This window comes from Dactylosporangium sp. NPDC006015, from assembly GCF_040614215.1.
In the GTDB taxonomy this organism is placed as follows: Bacteria; Actinomycetota; Actinomycetes; order Mycobacteriales; family Micromonosporaceae; genus Dactylosporangium; species Dactylosporangium maewongense.
Map to the genome: position 1 here is coordinate 96,008 of NZ_JBEXUD010000031.1, position 15,744 is coordinate 111,751.

14 protein-coding genes are annotated in these 15,744 nt (G+C 71.4%); 10 read left to right on the forward strand and 4 right to left on the reverse strand.

From position 1 onward, the window contains the following. Positions 1–116 precede the first annotated feature (116 nt). The 4 genes from ABZ321_RS39450 to ABZ321_RS39465 are packed head-to-tail and all read right to left on the reverse strand — an operon-like array spanning position 117 to position 4,608. Positions 117–1,268, reverse strand: coding sequence for a cytochrome P450 (locus ABZ321_RS39450; protein ID WP_354900664.1), 1,152 nt, complete (start codon positions 1,266–1,268; stop codon positions 117–119). Continuing rightward, complete coding sequence (locus ABZ321_RS39455; protein WP_344503515.1) at positions 1,265–2,914, reverse strand: FAD-dependent oxidoreductase; 1,650 nt, start codon at positions 2,912–2,914, stop codon at positions 1,265–1,267. Before ABZ321_RS39455 ends, ABZ321_RS39450 begins: the two co-directional genes overlap by 4 nt. Before the next feature lie 34 nt (positions 2,915–2,948). After that, positions 2,949–3,953: a sensor histidine kinase gene (locus ABZ321_RS39460; protein ID WP_354900666.1), complete on the reverse strand. Its 1,005-nt coding sequence runs from the start codon at positions 3,951–3,953 to the stop codon at positions 2,949–2,951. A 7-nt stretch (positions 3,954–3,960) separates the two neighbouring features. Continuing rightward, entirely contained in the window at positions 3,961–4,608 is a 648-nt protein-coding gene (locus ABZ321_RS39465; RefSeq protein ID WP_344503517.1) for a response regulator transcription factor, read from the reverse strand. Between the two features lie 146 nt (positions 4,609–4,754). Between ABZ321_RS39465 and ABZ321_RS39470 the strand changes: the two genes are divergently transcribed. The 10 genes from ABZ321_RS39470 to ABZ321_RS39515 all read left to right on the forward strand — a co-directional run bounded on the left by ABZ321_RS39470 (position 4,755) and on the right by ABZ321_RS39515 (position 15,637). Further along, complete coding sequence (locus tag ABZ321_RS39470; protein ID WP_344503518.1) at positions 4,755–5,366, forward strand: GtrA family protein; 612 nt, start codon at positions 4,755–4,757, stop codon at positions 5,364–5,366. Next, positions 5,260–6,432, forward strand: a complete 1,173-nt coding sequence (locus ABZ321_RS39475; RefSeq protein WP_344503519.1) for a glycosyltransferase — start codon at positions 5,260–5,262, stop codon at positions 6,430–6,432. Before ABZ321_RS39470 ends, ABZ321_RS39475 begins: the two co-directional genes overlap by 107 nt. Then, positions 6,422–8,026, forward strand: a complete 1,605-nt coding sequence (locus ABZ321_RS39480; RefSeq protein ID WP_354900668.1) for a glycosyltransferase family 39 protein — start codon at positions 6,422–6,424, stop codon at positions 8,024–8,026. Before ABZ321_RS39475 ends, ABZ321_RS39480 begins: the two co-directional genes overlap by 11 nt. 16 nt (positions 8,027–8,042) lie before the next feature. Next, entirely contained in the window at positions 8,043–9,530 is a 1,488-nt protein-coding gene (locus ABZ321_RS39485; RefSeq protein WP_344503521.1) for a hypothetical protein, read from the forward strand. Between the two features lie 5 nt (positions 9,531–9,535). Further along, positions 9,536–10,585, forward strand: a complete 1,050-nt coding sequence (locus ABZ321_RS39490) for an ATP-binding protein (protein ID WP_344503522.1) — start codon at positions 9,536–9,538, stop codon at positions 10,583–10,585. Beyond that, positions 10,585–11,244 carry a response regulator transcription factor gene (locus ABZ321_RS39495; protein ID WP_344503523.1) on the forward strand — a complete coding sequence of 220 codons (660 nt, stop codon included), beginning with the start codon at positions 10,585–10,587 and terminating at the stop codon, positions 11,242–11,244. Before ABZ321_RS39490 ends, ABZ321_RS39495 begins: the two co-directional genes overlap by 1 nt. A gap of 112 nt (positions 11,245–11,356) precedes the next feature. After that, entirely contained in the window at positions 11,357–12,565 is a 1,209-nt protein-coding gene (locus ABZ321_RS39500) for a glycoside hydrolase family 5 protein (protein ID WP_344503524.1), read from the forward strand. 53 nt (positions 12,566–12,618) lie between these two features. Then, complete coding sequence (locus ABZ321_RS39505) at positions 12,619–13,491, forward strand: alpha/beta hydrolase (RefSeq protein ID WP_344503525.1); 873 nt, start codon at positions 12,619–12,621, stop codon at positions 13,489–13,491. Positions 13,492–13,621: 130 nt separating this feature from the next. Next, positions 13,622–14,833 (forward strand): substrate-binding domain-containing protein, encoded by a 1,212-nt coding sequence (locus tag ABZ321_RS39510; RefSeq protein ID WP_344503526.1) that lies wholly within the window; start codon positions 13,622–13,624, stop codon positions 14,831–14,833. Between the two features lie 60 nt (positions 14,834–14,893). Beyond that, positions 14,894–15,637, forward strand: a complete 744-nt coding sequence (locus ABZ321_RS39515; RefSeq protein ID WP_344503651.1) for an ABC transporter ATP-binding protein — start codon at positions 14,894–14,896, stop codon at positions 15,635–15,637. Positions 15,638–15,744 lie beyond the last annotated feature (107 nt).

The window sequence follows — 15,744 nt, forward strand, 5'->3', positions numbered from 1 at the left end:
ACGGCGCCCGATCACCGCAGTGCGCCGCGGTGCCCGGCCACTGCAGAGCGGCCGCGGTGCCGGGTCACTGCAGAGCGGCCGCGGCGCCCGGTCACTGCAGGCGCCGCGGCGCCGGCTCACTGCAGGGCGACGCGGAGGTGGCGGGGGCCGCGCAGCACGGGGCTCGGCCGGTACTCCGGCGGGTCCTCCAGCAGGCGGGCCCGCGCCAGGACCGGAGCCAGCGCGCGCAGGGCCACCTGCGCCTCCAGGCGGGCCATCGGGGCGCCGAAGCAGTAGTGGATGCCGTCACCGAAGCCGAGGTGCGGGACGGGCCGGCGGTCCGGGTCGAAGCGGTCCGGGTCGCTGATGTGGGTGGCGTCCCGGTTGCCGGCGGCGAGCAGCAGCGTGACGGTGGCGCCCCGCGGGATGGTGGTGCCGCCGATGGGGATGTCGTCGAGGGCGGTGCGCCACGGCAGGAACTGCACGGGCGGGTCCCAGCGCAGCACCTCCTCCACGAGGGGGATCGCGAAGGACGGGTCGTCGAGGAGGCGCTCGATCCAGCGGGGCTCGCGGAGCAGGACCAGCGAGGCGTTGGCGATGAGGTTGACCGTCGTCTCGTGGCCGGCGATGAGCAGCAGGAGCGCCGTGCCGACCAGCTCGTCGCGGGTCATCCGGCCGTCGGGGCCGTCGTCGTGGGCGAGGGAGCGCAGCAGGCCCGGCTCGGGGTCGGCGTCGACGAGGTCGCCGAGGTAGTCCCCGAGCTCCCGGAAGGCCGGCGTGTCCCGCGGGTTCTCGGCGGCCAGTGCCTGGTCGATCCACGCCTTGAAGCGCGGCTCGTCGGCGAGGGGCACGCCGAGCAGCTCGCAGATGACGAGGACCGGCAGCGGGTAGGCGAACTGGTCGACGAGGTCCGCGGTGGAGGCGGGCAGGTCGGCGATGAGCCGGTCGACGATGCCCTCGAAGGACTGCTGCAGGTCCGCGACGAAGGTCGGGCGGTGCGGCGGGCCGAACTGCCGGGTGGCGAGGCGGCGCAGGCGGTCGTGCTGGGGCGGGTCGGTCCGCAGGAAGCTCGGCGCCAGCCCGACCGGCTCGCGGTCGGGGTCGACGGCGGAGCTGATCCGCGGGTCGTGCAGCAGGGCGGAGATCTCCCGGAACGTGGTGACCAGCCACGTGCCGTCGGGTTCGCGGCCGACGGGGGTGCGGCGCAGCGACGTGTAGAGCGGGTAGGGGTTGTGGCGGTTCACCGGATCCAGGACCGCGCCGAACACGGAGCCGACGGAAGTGGTCATCGGGAACTCCTCAGGGAAGCGGACCGGGAGCTGGGATCGTGGCCGGTGACCACCACGGTCGCGTCGCGGGCCAGGAACTTGGGGTCGGGGACGTCGGCGGGGACGGGCACCATCGAGTCGGGCTGGTCGACGGTGGTGAAGTGCGGCGGGAACGGTGCCGCCTGCTCGATGAGCCGCGCGTAGAACGGCAGCCACTTGCCGTGGTTGAAGGTGACGGCTCCGGTGAGGCGTCCCTTGTACCCGTAGGCCGCGGCGAAGCGGCGGTCCGCCACGGAGCCCTGGGTGACGACGACCTCGTCCGAGAAGGTGGGCACGCCGACGGCCTTGATGTTGATGCCGAACTGCAGCGACCAGAAGGACGGCATGTGCAGGTGCGGCCAGCGGTCGGACTCGTCGCTGACCATGTTGTGGGCGGCGACCTCGGCCTGGGAGACGGCGTTCGCCCAGTGCTCCAGGGCCAGGAACTGGTAGCCGAACATCGCGTTCGGGGCGCGGGCGACGTCGCCGGCGACGAAGATGTCGTCGAGCACGAGGCCGTTGGCGTCGAAGGCGCGGCAGCCCGCGTCGCACGCGACGCCCCACTCGCCGACGGCGAGGCCGGAGTCGCGGAGCCACTCGACGTTGCGGACCCCGCCGAGCGCGGCGACGACGACCGCGACGTCGGCGACCGTGCCGTCGGAGAAGCGGGCCCGGCGCACGCGGCCGTCGGCGTCGCCCTCGATCGACTCGACGGTGATGCCGCAGCGCAGGTCGACGCCGTGCTCGCGCTGCACCTCGGCGGCGACGGCACCGATGACCCCGCCGAGCGCGCCGGCCAGGGGCGTCGCGGCGGCCTCGGCGACGATGACGTCCAGCCCCATCGACCGGCAGGTGGAGGCGATCTCCGAGCCGGTGAAGCCCGCGCCGATGACGAGGACGCGTGGTGTGCGGCCGGCGTCGCGCGGCTCGAGCGGACCCGGGGCCGCCTCGCTGAGGTGGGCGGCGGCGCCGTACGGCGCGAGGAAGGCGAGCCGCTCGTGCAGGCGCACCGCGTCGTCGCGGGTACGGAGCACGAACATGCCGTCCAGGGCGGCCTCGACCGGGTCGTGCCACGACCGGGCGCGGACGCCGGTGGTGATCAGCAGCCGGTCGAACGGCACCGACGAGCCGTCGTCGAGCTGGACCCGGCGGCCGGCGAGGTCGAGGCCGATCGCGTTGACCCCGAGCCGCCAGTTGGCGTCGAGGTCGGGGCGTGGCAGGGCGGTCGCGTCCGGCGCGACCTGGCCGCTGAGGGCCTGCTTCGACAGTGGCGGCCGGTCGTACGGCTCGCAGGACTCGCCGTCGATGAGCGTGAGGGACCCGGTGAACCCCTCCTCGCGCAGCGCCTCGGCGGCCCGCAGCCCGGCGAGGGACGCGCCGACGACGACGATGCGGGACGGGCGGTCCACGACGTGCACGGGTGGCATGTCCTGCACGGAGAGCCGGTCGATCTGGATCGCCTGGACGGGGCACGCGGCCGCTGCCCGCTGGACGCGTTCGCGCTGGTCCTCGGCGGGGGCGGGGTCGTACATGAGGGCCTCGTCGCCCTGCATCCGAAACGAGGAGGGCGCCAGGAAGGCGCACTGGGCGTACCCCTGACACTTGGTGAGATCAACTACCACGCGCATGTCCCAACGGTCAGCCGGACCCGGCAGCGGTGCCTCACCCCGAGAGGACGGCGGGGGAACTGGGCAGGATCGCGCGGACGACGGTGCCGGCACCCGGCGCGCTCATCACGTCGAGGGTGCCGCCGACCAGCTCGGCCCGCTCCCGCATGGACCGCAGCCCGAGCCGGCCCGGCGCCCCCGCGGCGAGGGGCAGGAACCCGACGCCGTCGTCGACGACCTCCAGGACCACGCGGGTGTCGTCGCCGGCGAGCCGGACGGTGACCTGCGAGGCGCCGGCGTGCCGGGCGGCGTTGCCGAGGGCCTCGAGGGCGATGCGGTACAGGGTCTCCTCCACCTGCGGGCTGACCGCCGGCTCGGCGTCCAGCTGCAGCCCCCACCCGGGCGGGACGGCGCCGGTGCCGGGCGCGAAGTGCAGCGCGTCGACGATGCGCCGCAGCGCCGCGGCGAGCCCCGCGCCGACGAGGGTCTCCGGGCGCAGCCGCACGATGATGCCGCGCAGGTCGCTGAGGCCGGCGCTGGCCGTCTCCTGGATCCAGGCGAGGGAGGCGCGGGCGTTGACCGGGTCGCCGTGGACGAGCTCGGCGGCGGTGCCGGCCCCGAGGCTGATGCCGTAGAGGGTCTGCACCACCGAGTCGTGCAGGTCCCTCGCGAGGCGTTCGCGCTCCCGGGTCGCCTGTGTCTCGCCGGTACCGATGGCGAGCGCGGCGACCGCGGCGAAGGCCTCGAGGCGGCGCGGTGGCGGAGGGCGGCGCCGGCCGGCGGCGACGAGCACGCCGGGGACCCCGCCGTGCCCGGGCATCGGCACGCAGCTGACGGCGCCCCGCAGCACCACCCGCCCGCCCCGCATCGCGACGGCGGCGAGCGCGGCGAGGTCCGGCAGCGGCGGGCCGGAGCTCACCCGAACGGCACCCGCGGCGTCGACGACGAGGACCGCCGCCGCCGGAAGGGCGCGCCGGGCGCGGTCGCACACCGAGTGGAGCACCTCGTCGACCGGGGCGCCGGCGCGCAGCAGCGCGTGCAGCGCCGCTATGTGTCTCAACGGTGCCTCAGCTCGGGGCCGCCGCGTGGACCGGCACGAGCCCGACCCGCATGGCGTAGAGGGCGGCCTGGGTGCGGCTCTCGGCGTTGAGCTTCTGCAGGATGTTGCTCACGTGCGTCTTCACCGTCTGCGGCGCGATGTGCAGCTCCCGGGCGATCTGCCCGTTGGCCCGGCCGCGGGCCAGCAGCACCAGGACCTCCTCCTCCCGGCGGGTGAGCTGCGGCGGGGCCGTCGGCACGTGGACGTCCCGGACGAGCCGGGCCGCGACTGCCGGCGACAGCTGCACCTGGCCCGCGGCGGCGGCGCGGACCGCGCGGTGCAGCTCCTCGGAGGAGGTGTCCTTCAGCAGGTATCCGACCGCGCCGGCGTGCAGGGCGTCGGCGATGAGCTGCGGCTCCAGGTAGCCGCTGAGGGCGACGACCTCGACCCCGGGCAGCTCACGGCGGATCACGGTGGTCGCGGAGATACCGTCGAGGACCGGCATGAGCAGATCCATGAGGACGAGGTCGGGGCGCAGCTCGTGAGCCAGGCGCACCGCCTCGCGGCCGTCTGCGGCGAACCCGACGGTCTCCAGGTCGCCGCTGAGGGACAGGAAGCCGCGCAGGCCCTCACGGACCATCGCGTGGTCGTCGGCGATCAAGATCTTGATACTCATCGCCGCGCGCTATACCCCGGTGCGGCGTCGAATCACCACGTCCCCGGTCCCGTTCGGCCTACGCCAAATGGGGGAGGACGAAGGTCGCCGCCGCCCACCGACCGTGGCCCGATGTAAGGCGCGCCCGGGGCGGGCATCGTTGCACCGTGACGCCCAACTTGCGCCGGCTGGGCCGGTTTTCGCTGGTGGGAGCCGGCGGTGTGGTGGTCAACAACGGCGCGTTGCTCGTGCTGCACGGGGTGCTCGGACTGGCGCTGCTGCCCGCCACCGTCGCCTCGGTCGAGCTCGCGCTGGTCACCAACTACGTGCTGCACGAGCTCTGGACGTTCCGCCGCCGCCGGTTGTCGCTGCAGCGGTTCGCCTACTTCAGCCTGGCCGGCCTCGCTGCACTGCCGGTCAACGTCGTCGCGGTCCAGCTGCTGGTCGCGCTCGGGATGCACTACCTGCCCGCGAACCTCATCGGCATCGTGGCCGGGTTCGCAGTCAACTTCGCCGTCAGCTCGAAGTGGATTTGGAGTGAACGCACCGATGGAACAGCTGGTGTTGACCATCCTCACCCTGATCTCGCTGGTGCTGACAGTGCAGGCGGCGCACGCGTTGTACCTCATGATCTACACGTGGGACCAGCCCGAGGCGGGCGACCGGGCGCGGGTGCCAGATCAACGTGCTACGCCGGCACTCTCCTTCACCGCCATCCTCCCGGCACGCCACGAGGAGGAGGTCATCCAGCACACCATCGCCCGCGCCGCGTCCGCTGACTACCCGCCGCACCTGGTGCAGATCCTCGTGGTCTGCTCCGCCGACGACGTCGGCACGATCGAGCAGGCACAGGCGCAGGTGAACCGGCTGCGCGCGATGGGCCGCACCAACGTCGAGGTGGTCGTGTTCGACGACGGTCCGATCAACAAGCCGCACGGGCTCAACACCGCGCTGCGGTATGCCACCAACGACGTCGTGGCGATCTTCGACGCCGAGGACGAGGTCCAGCCGCAGCTGTTCGACATCGTCAACACCATCATGTTGGGCGAGGACGTCGGCTGCGTGCAGGCCGGCGTGCAGCTGATGAACTTCGACTCCAACTGGTATTCGACGTTCAACGTGCTGGAGTACTTCTTCTGGTTCCGCAGCCGGCTGCACTACCACGCGAAGAACGGCGCGATCCCGCTCGGCGGCAACACCGTGTTCTTCAAGCGGGACCTGATCGAGCGCCTCGGCGGCTGGGACGAGTCGAACCTGACCGAGGACGCCGACATCGGCCTGCGCCTCTCCAGCATGGGGGAGAAGGTCCGGGTCGTCTACGACGACCGTTACGTCACGAAGGAGGAGACGCCACCGACGCTGCAGAGCTTCATCAAGCAGCGGACCCGGTGGTGTCAAGGCTTCATGCAGACCCTCGGCAAGGGCACCTGGAAGCTCATGCCGACCCGCCGGCAGCGGTTCCTCGCCTGGTACACCCTGGCGTTCCCGCACGTGCAGGCGATGCTCGGGGTGTACCTGCCGGTGGCGCTGCTCAGCGCGTTCGTGCTGAGCGTGCCGGTGCCGGTGGCCATGATGTCGTGGCTGCCGGTGCTCCTGCTCGGCGCGCACTTCGTGATGAGCGTCGTCGGCCTGTACGAGTTCACCGGCGCGCACGGGCTGAAGGCCACCCCCGGCACGGTCGTGAAGATGGCGATCACCTGGTTCCCGTACCAGATGGTGCTGTCCTACGCGGCGGCCCGCGCCCTGTGGCGGCAGGTCAAGGGCGAACGCAACTGGGAGAAGACGGCCCACGTCGGTGCGCACCGCACCGCGGCGGAGACGGCGGAGCTGACCAATGTCGGCTGACACCCTGCAGCGGCCGGCGAGCCCGGCCGCGCCGACACCGAAGAAGCCGCAGACCCGCGGCTGGCCGCTCATCATCCTGAGCCTGGTGATCGGGCTGGTGACGCACGGCTGGAACATGTTCCGCTACCCGCTGTACCTCACCGACGAGGGCATCTACATGGAGCAGGCGTGGTCCGTGCTCCACATGGGCAAGCTGTCGCCCTACACGTACTTCTACGACCACGCGCCGATGGGCTGGCTCACGATCGCGGGCTGGGTCGCGATCCTGCCCGGCGGCTTCAGCGCCTTCGGCAACGCGATCAACACCGGGCGCGTCCTGATGCTGATCGTGCACCTGGTGTCGGTGTTCCTGCTGTACGAGACGATCCGGCGTTACACCGGCAGCAAGGCCGGCGGGTTCCTCGCGGCGTTCGTGTTCAACGTGTCGCCGCTCGGCGTGTACTACCAGCGCCAGGTGCTGCTGGACAACCTGATGGTGTTCTGGATCCTGCTGGGCCTGTACCTGCTGGCCCGCAAGGACGGGCGGATCGTCACCGTGATGGCCGCCGGGACGTGCTTCGGCCTGGCGCTCGTCACGAAGGAGAACGCGCTGTTCATCCTGCCGGGCTGCGCGTACCTGCTGCACCGCACGGTGAAGGAGCAGTCGAACCGGCGCTTCGGCCTGTCGTTCTGGTGGTTCGCCGCGCTCGCCCCGGTCGTCGGTTACCTGCTCTACGCGCAGATCAAGAACGAGCTGTTCCCGGAGGGGTTCAACTTCAACCTCGCCGCCGCCACCCCCGGCGACCACGTGTCGCTGCTCTACACCGTGTGGTGGCAGCTGCACCGCAACTCCAACAGCAGCAACGGCCTGTCGTTCACCAGCCTGCTCCAGGACAGCTGGCTGTTCAAGGACCGCCACCTGCTCATCGCCGGCACCGCGGCGACGCTGCTCGCCCTCTTCGCCGGCCGCAACAACAAACGGCTGCGAGGGCCGATGCTGGCGTGCGCGCTGATGGCCGTCGGCTACGGCTTCTACCTGACCCGCAGCGCCCTGCTCGACTTCTACATCGCGCCGATGGTCCCGCTGTTCGCGCTCAACCTCGGGATGTTCTTCGGCTGGCTCACCCGGCGCACGAAGCCGGCCGGTGCGGCGGTGCTCGTCGCCTGCCTGCTGGTGCCGGTGCTCGTCATGCCGGGCGGGTTCCTCGTCAAGTACAACACCAGGGGCCAGCTGGAGTTCAGCGACGCCTACCGGCTGCCGCTGACCCGCCTGCAGGAGCAGCAGGTCGCGTGGATCAAGACGAACGTGTCACCGAACGCGAAGCTCATCATCGACGACGACATCTGGGTCGCGCTGCACGACAACGACCCGCCGTACAAGTACGCCTACCCGCACTACAAGGCCACGTCCGACCCGGACGTGCGGGACAAGGTCTTCGCCTCCAGCTGGCAGAACGTCGACTACGTCGTGATGTCGAACAAGATGCGCGACGCACTCGAGCGCGGCGGCGAGACCTGGATCCTCGAGGCGATCGACCAACACGGGACACCCGTCTGGCAGGCGACCCGCGGCGACGTCTCACTACAGATCATCAAGATCGGTGCAACCTCGTGAGCGAGCGGGAGTGACGATGCAAACCCTGAAGCGCCGGCTGGCACCGGCGAAACGCCGTTCGGCAGCGGCGAAACGCCGCCGGCGGGTGTCCCGGCCGAAGATCTCCGGCCGCCGGCTGCTGATCGCCGCGGTCGCCGCGTTCCTGCTGATCAGCGTCGGTCGTTCGGTGCTGCCGGCGCTGGGTATCGAAACACCGAAGATGCCGTCGTTCGGCGGCGGCGGCGGCGACACGCCGACGGCGCCGGTGACCAAGGCACCGAAGGCGCCGACCGTCGACCTCAACGGGGTCATGGTGCACGGTGGCGGCGATCCGATGGTCACGCTGAACCCTGGCCTGGTGCGGCTCGGCGGCTCGGTCACGGCCAGCGGGTCCGGCTTCGACCAGGGGTCCATGGTCGACGTGTTCCTCGGGCCGTCCTCGTCCGGGGCGCAGCCGTCCAAGGGCGCCGCCAAGAACGCCAAACCCGTCCAGGTCGGCACCGCGAAGGCCGGCAAGTACGGCATCTTCACGGTGAACTTCTCGTTCCCCACCAAGATGACCACGCCCGTGCTGGAGGTGACCGCACAGGCGCGCGGCAGCGACAAGGTCGCCAAGGCCGAGGCGGCCGTCGCCCAGGGCGCCGGGCAGGCGACGCTGTCCGCCATAGTCGGCAAGCCCGGCGACGTCGTCAACCTGACGGTGAAGGGCTTCTCCCCGGGCGAGCAGCTGCTGGTCTACTGGGGGCGGATCAATGGTGACCCCACCCTCACCCTCAAGGCCGACGAGGATGGCTCGGTGGGTAAGACGCCGATCAAAGTCGGGGTCACGGCGGTAGGGACGACCAGTCTGGTGGTCGTGGGCAAGACGAGTGGGGCGGCGGCGAGCGCGCCGTTCCAGGTGCTGCGGCTGTACCCGTCGATCAAGCTCGCGCCCTACGCGGTGAAGGCGACCCAGTCGATCACCTTCTCCGGCGCCGGGTTCGCGCCGGGCGAGCGGGTCCTGGTGCGGCTGAACTCCGCCGGCGGGCAGCCGGTCATGGCGGTGCCGACCGACGGCGCCGGAGCCTTCAAGGGCGCCGGGCTCACCATGCCGTACCAGCTCAAGGGCGCCCAGTCGCTGGTCTTCATCGGCGAGCAGAGCCGGGCGGCGGCGTCCACGGGGTTCACGATCCTGCCCTACATGCCGCAGGCCCGGACGAACGCCTACGGCGGCCTGCCCGGCACGGTCGTCAACTTCTACGCCACGCAGTTCGCGCCGAACGAGGCCGTGCACGTCTACGCGAAGACGTCCAAGGGCGCGAAGGGTGAGCTCGTGTCCGCGTTCCGGGTGAACAAGGCCGGCACCGCCCGCGCCGTCGGGCAGTACACGATCCCCGGCAACACCGAGAACAGTGTCATCTTCGAGCTGAGGGGGCAGCTCAGCGGCTCGACCGCGACCGTCAACTTCAAGGTCGACGCCTCCGGCGGGCCGGTCGACATCCCGACGCCGAAGCCGTACGTGCTGCCGAAGGACTTGGAGAAGTAGCCCCGGTGTACTGGCAGGCATTCCGGGCCGCCCCGGAGGCGTTGGTCGTGCTCGACGCCGCCGGGGTGGTCCGGCTCGCCAGCAGCGCCGCGGAGGCGCTCTTCCACCGGGCCACCGTCGACCTGGTCGGGCGCCGGGTCGGGGAGCTGTTCGTCGGCGACCCGCGCGGCGCACTCGGCGCGGAGACGGGCGACGAACCCGTCTACACCGGCTCGGCGATCCGCCTGCCGGGCGGCGCCGAGGTGCCGGTCGACGTGCGACTGGGCACCCTGCCGGGCGACCCGAGCGGGCTCGTCGTGCTCGCCGTCGACGACCAGGGCGCCGGCGGCCTGTCCCGGTCCAGCCTCGAGCACCGCGTGACCCGGCTGCAGCAGGAGGGCGCCGCGCAGGAGCAGGCGCTCGGCGACGTCATCCTCAACCAGGAGCGGGAGCGGGCCCGCATCGCCGCCGGGGTGCACGACGACAGCCTGCAGGTGATCACCGCGGCGATGCTGCGGCTGCAGCACCTGCGCCGCCGCCTGCGCGACCCCCGCAACCTGGAGCTGCTCAGTAAGCTGGAAGAGAGCCTGGTGCTCGCCGCCGACCGGCTGCGGCGGCTGATCTTCGACTTCCGGCCGCCGAAGCTGACCAGCGAGGGGCTCGCCGCGGCGACGAGGGACCTGCTGGACGGGCTCGCCGAGGACCATTCGCTGGCCGTACACCTGGACAACCGGCTGCGGGACGAGCCGGCGCTGCCCACCCGGCTCCTGCTCTTCAGGATGCTGCAGGAGGCCGTGGCCAACGTCTACAAGCACGCCGACGCCGACGAGTGCACGGTGATCCTCGACGAGCAGGACGGCGGCTACCTGATCCGGGTCGTCGACGACGGGGTCGGCGCCGAGGAGTTCGAGTCCGAGGCGGGGCACCTCGGCCTGGTGCTGATGCGGGAGCGGGCGGCGTTGGCCGGCGGTTGGTTCCGGATCGGCAGCGTGCCCAGGGGCAGCGCCGGCAGTGGCACGACCGTCACGTTCTGGGTGCCGCGCGGCGCCGACCTGCAATCCAAAGGAGCCGCCTGATGCGCTACCGAGTGCTGATCGTCGAGGACCACCAGGTGGTCGCCGAAGGCCTCGCCGCGCTGCTCAACGAACACGACGAGCTGCGGGTCGTCGCCATCGCCGGCGGCGTCGGGGAGGTCGAGCACCTCGCCGACGTCGAGCGGGTCGACGTGGTGCTGTGCGACTACTGGCTGCCCGACGGCACCGGCCCCGAGGCGGTCGCCGCGCTGCGGCTGCACCAGCCCGACGTCGCGATCGTGTTCCTCAGCGCCGACACCAGCGACGAGGTGATCCTCGCGGCCCTGGAGGCCGGCGCCGCCGGCTACCTGGTGAAGAGCGCGGGCGGGGCCGACGTCGCGGACGCGGTGCGCCGGGCGATCGACGGGGAGATCCTCGTGCCGGCCCGCCAGCTGGCGAAGCTGCTCGCGCGGCGGCGGGAGCGCTCGCACCGCTCCGCGGAGCACGCCCGGCGGCTGGACAGCCTGACCCCGCGGGAGCGGCAGATCCTCACGCTGATGACCTCCGGCATGGACAACCGTGACATCGCCAGGGAATTGAGCATCAGCTACACCACCGTCCGCAGCCACGTGCGGCATCTGCTGTCGAAGATGGGTGCCCGGTCGAAGCTGGAGGCCGTCGTACGAGCGGCGGACTGGGACGCTCCTACAGTTGCGCCATGAGGACGCTCCTACAGTTGCGCCAGGAGCATTTCGGACATTCGTACGCTGACCTGAAATTTCCGAATCCGTAATGTTTTGACCTGCCCGACGTCGTCGTACGTGAGGACAGGTCTTGAAGCGTTCCCGTCTTGTGTGGCTCAGCGCCACCCTGGTGCTCGCCGCCGCCGCTGTCACCACCGGTGGTCTTGTCATGCGCAACTCCGAGGAGAAGCACGGTCCGGCCACGGCGGCCGGCCGGCAGCTCCAACTGCCGCTGCACACCAACGGCAACCGCATCGTCGACGCCGGCGGGCGGACGGTCACCTTCACCGGGGTCAACTGGTTCGGCCTGGAGACCAACACGTTCGCCCCGCACGGGCTGTGGTCCCGCTCCCTGGACGACATGCTCGACCAGATGGCCGCGCAGGGCTTCAACTCGGTGCGCCTGCCCTTCAGCAACGAGCTCTTCGACGCCGCCTCGAAGCCCAACGGCGTCGACTACAAGCTCAACCCGGACCTGCAGGGGCTCACCGGCCCGCAGATCATGGACAAGGTGGTCGAGGGCATCACCAAGCGCGGGATGATGGTCATCCTCGACCGGCACCGGCCGACCTCGCAGGGCCAGAGCAACCTCTGGTACACCGACAAGGTCAGCGAGGAGCGGTGGATCTCCGACTGGAAGATGCTCGCGAAGCATTACCGTGACAACCCGCTCGTCGTCGGCGCCGACCTGCACAACGAGCCGCACGGCGAGGCCACCTGGGGCACCGGCGGCGACAAGACCGACTGGCGGGCCGCCGCGGAGCGGGCCGGCAACGCCATCCTGGCCGAGAACCCCGACTGGCTGATCGTCGTGGAGGGCATCGAGTCCTACGACGGCGACGGGTACTGGTGGGGCGGCAACCTCCAGGGCGCGGCCAAGGACCCGGTCCGGCTCAAGGACCAGTCGAAGCTGGTGTACTCCGCGCACGACTACAGCCCCAAGGTGTGGTCGCAGCGCTGGTTCACCGACCCGGCGTTCCCGGCCAACATGCCGGCGCTGTGGGACAAGCAGTTCGGCCACCTCGTCAAGAACAACGTGGCCCCGGTCCTGATGGGCGAGTTCGGCGGCCGCTCCGTCGCGGAGAAGGACGCCCAGGGCAACAAGGACCTCGAGGGCATCTGGCAGCGGCACCTCATCTCCTACATGAAGGAGAACGGGTTCAGCTACACGTACTGGTCCTGGAACCCCAACTCCGGCGACACCGGCGGGGTCCTGAAGGACGACTGGAAGACGATCGACCAGGCGAAGATGGACCTGCTCAAGTCGTACCAGTCGACGCCGACGGCCAAGAAGCCCTAGGCAGTCGTCGATGGCCCTCCCCGCGCTGTTATGTTCAGCGTGGGGAGGGCCTCATGCCTGAACGGGACCTTACGGTCGGCGACCTGCAAGCGATCCTCACTGTGCCGCCGGACGCGCCCAGGGCCGGTTTGGTGCTGATCGACGGCTCCGGACCCGCCACGCGGCACGACTGGGTCGGCATTCCCGGCTGGCTGGCCGGGCGCGGGGTGGCCACGCTGCGGCACGACAAGCCGGCCGGCTGGTGGGCGCAGAGCTTCGCCGACCGAGCCGCCGAGGCCCTCGCCGCCGTCGCCGCCCTGCGCGCCGAGACCGGTGTGGAGCGGGTCGGCCTCATCGGCTACAGCCAGGGCGGCTGGATCTCCCTCCTCGCCGCCACCGGACGGCCGGAGGCCGTCGACTTCGTGATCACCGTGTCCGGGCCGGCGGTCGGCATCGCCGAGCAGGAACGCGTCCGCATCGAGCGGGCGCTGCGCCGCGCCGGGCACCCGCCCGCCGTCGTCGACGAGGCGATGCGCTGGGTCGACGAGCGCGCCGCCAGGCTCGCCGTGGGCGACCCGCCCGCCCAGGTCCTCGACGCGCAGCGCCGGCTCGCCGGCCGCGAGTGGCACGACGTGGTCGCGGCCGCGCCGTACGACACCGTGGAGACCTTGGCGTTCTTCGCCCGGGCGCTGAGCTTCGACCCCGCCGCGGTCGTCCCGCACCTGCGCTGCCCGATCCTCGCCCTGTTCGGCGCCGCCGACGAGCTCGTGCCCGTCGAGCGCAGCGTCTCGGTCCTCGCCGAGCGCCTGTCCGGGCTGCACCGCGGGCGCAACTGTGTCGCCGTCCTCCCCGGCGCCGACCACATGCTCTTCGTCACCGAGCGTGACCACTCGCCGGTGTTTCTGCCGATGTTGGGGGCGTTCCTCGACCTCGTGGCCGTCTCGTAGGGCATCGAACCGGGCAACCCGCCCGACTTGTGTGGTGCGCCCACATAGCTCGGTGCCCTGCGCCACTCCTAGCGTGTGCGAACACCGCCAGCAGGCGCTGGCCTTAACAAGGCGTTCACACGGAGGAAGCGTGATTCGGCAGACGACTGCGCCGCGGCGGGTACTGTTCGCGGCGCTCGGGTTGGGCATCGCGGCGACGTTCACGGCGGCGTGCAGCAGCCCCCAGGAAGCGGCGCAGGAGCCGGCGAAGGACGGCACCCCCATCAAGGTCGGCCTCGTCTACTCGCAGACCGGCGCCCTCGCCGGCTACGGCAAGCAGTACATCGAGGGCTGGAAGGCGGGCCTCGCCTTCGCGACCAAGGGCACCGGCAAGGTCGGCAACCGCCCGGTCGAGGTCAAGGAGGTCGACGACGCGGGTGACCCGGCGAAGGCCGTCTCCGCCGCCAAGGACCTCATCGGCCAGGGGTACAAGATCATCGCCGGCAGCACCGGCTCGGCCGTCGCCGGCCAGGTCGCGCCGCTCGCCGCGCAGAACAAGGTGCTCTTCATCTCCGGGCCGGCCGCGTCCGACGCGGTCACCGGCGTCAACAAGTACACCTTCCGCTCCGGCCGCCAGTCCTACCAGGACGTCCTCGCGGCGAAGTCCTACCTGCCGTCGCCCACGGGCAAGAAGGTCCTCGTGTTCGCGCAGGAGGGCACCTTCGGCAAGTCCAACGCCGACGCGGTCAAGGCCGTCATCGGCGGCGCCGGCGCGACCGTCGACAACCTGTTCGTCCCGGCCAGCGCGACCGAGTTCACCGGCTTCGCCGCCCAGGCGAAGGGCGCCAAGGCCGACATGATCTTCGTGGCGTGGGCCGGCACCACCGCCCCCGCCATGTGGCAGGCCCTCGACCAGCAGGGCGTGCTCGGCTCGACCATGGTCGTCACCGGCATCGACCAGCGCGCCTCGTGGGCCACGTTCGGCGCGGCCGGCAGCAAGCTGTCGCTGCTCGCGCACTACTTCGACGGCGCCAGCGACAACGAGGCCACCACCGCGCTGCGCAAGGGTGTCGAGGGCGGCAAGGTCGACCTGTTCCACCCGGACGGCTTCACCGCCGCGCAGATGGTCGTGCGGGCGGCCGGCGAGGGCGGCGACGACGCCGACAAGATGGTCACCGCGCTCGAGGGCTGGAGCTTCGACGGCGTCAAGGGCAAGCTGACGGTCCGCAAGGAGGACCACGCCCTGCTGCAGCCGATGTTCCAGGGCAAGTTCTCCGGCTCCGGCGCCGACCTGAAGCCGGAGCTCGTCAAGGCGATCGACCCGGCCGACGCGGCCCCGCCGGTCGTGCAGATGAAGGGCTGAGGTTTGTTCCCCCGAAGCAACGCACCGGCGGCCGGGGTGGTTGACGCCCCGGCCACCGGCCTGCTGTCCACCAGGCGGCTGACCTGGAAGATCGGCGAGGTCGCGATCGTCGACCACGTGTCGATCGACCTGGCCGAGGGCGAGTTCCTCGCCGTCATCGGCCCCAACGGCGCCGGCAAGACGTCGCTGTTCAACCTGATCTCCGGACTGCGCAAGCCGACGGACGGCTCGGTCACGCTCGCCGGGCAGGACGTCACGCGGCTCGCGCCGCACCGCCGGGCCCGCCGGGGGCTCGGCCGCACCTTCCAGTCCTCGTCGGTGTTCGGTTCGCTCACCGTCGAGCAGAACGTGCGGCTCGCCGTCCAGGCCCGCCGCGGCGGGTCGATCCGGCCCTTCCCGCTGCCGGGGTCCGACAAGGACATCGCCGAGCGGGCCGCCCGGGTGCTGTGGCGGGTCGGGCTCGACCACCGCGCCCGCACCATGGCCGGCACCCTCGCCCACGGCGAGAAGCGGAAGCTGGAGATCGCGCTGCTGCTCGCCGGCGAGCCGAAGGTGCTCCTGCTGGACGAGCCGATGGCCGGCGTCAGCGCCGAGGACGTCCCGGGGCTGGTCGCGCTGATCAAGACGCTGACCCGCGACGAGCGGCGCAGCGTCCTCATGGTGGAGCACCACATGGACGTCGTGCTCGACCTGGCGGACCGGGTGGCGGTCATGCACCACGGCGCCCTGCTCATCTGCGACACGCCGGAGGTCGTCATGGCCGACCGCACCGTCCAGGAGGCGTACCTGGGGGAGAAGCTGTGAGACATCCTCTGTCAACCGCGGGCCGGCGCTCGAGCCCGGTTATGTCGGGGAGCGCAGCGAGCCGACATAACCGAAATTTCGGATATGTTCGCGCAGCGGACATGTCC

Bases quoted from the DNA above. Each gene is read 5' to 3' on its own strand.
- ABZ321_RS39485 (WP_344503521.1), top strand. From the start codon at position 8,043: ATGCAAACCCTGAAGCGCCGGCTGGCACCGGCGAAACGCCGTTCGGCA.
- ABZ321_RS39480 (WP_354900668.1), top strand. From the start codon at position 6,422: ATGTCGGCTGACACCCTGCAGCGGCCGGCGAGCCCGGCCGCGCCGACA.
- ABZ321_RS39455 (WP_344503515.1), bottom strand. From the start codon at position 2,914: ATGCGCGTGGTAGTTGATCTCACCAAGTGTCAGGGGTACGCCCAGTGC.
- ABZ321_RS39505 (WP_344503525.1), top strand. From the start codon at position 12,619: ATGCCTGAACGGGACCTTACGGTCGGCGACCTGCAAGCGATCCTCACT.
- ABZ321_RS39450 (WP_354900664.1), bottom strand. From the start codon at position 1,268: ATGACCACTTCCGTCGGCTCCGTGTTCGGCGCGGTCCTGGATCCGGTG.
- ABZ321_RS39495 (WP_344503523.1), top strand. From the start codon at position 10,585: ATGCGCTACCGAGTGCTGATCGTCGAGGACCACCAGGTGGTCGCCGAA.
- ABZ321_RS39465 (WP_344503517.1), bottom strand. From the start codon at position 4,608: ATGAGTATCAAGATCTTGATCGCCGACGACCACGCGATGGTCCGTGAG.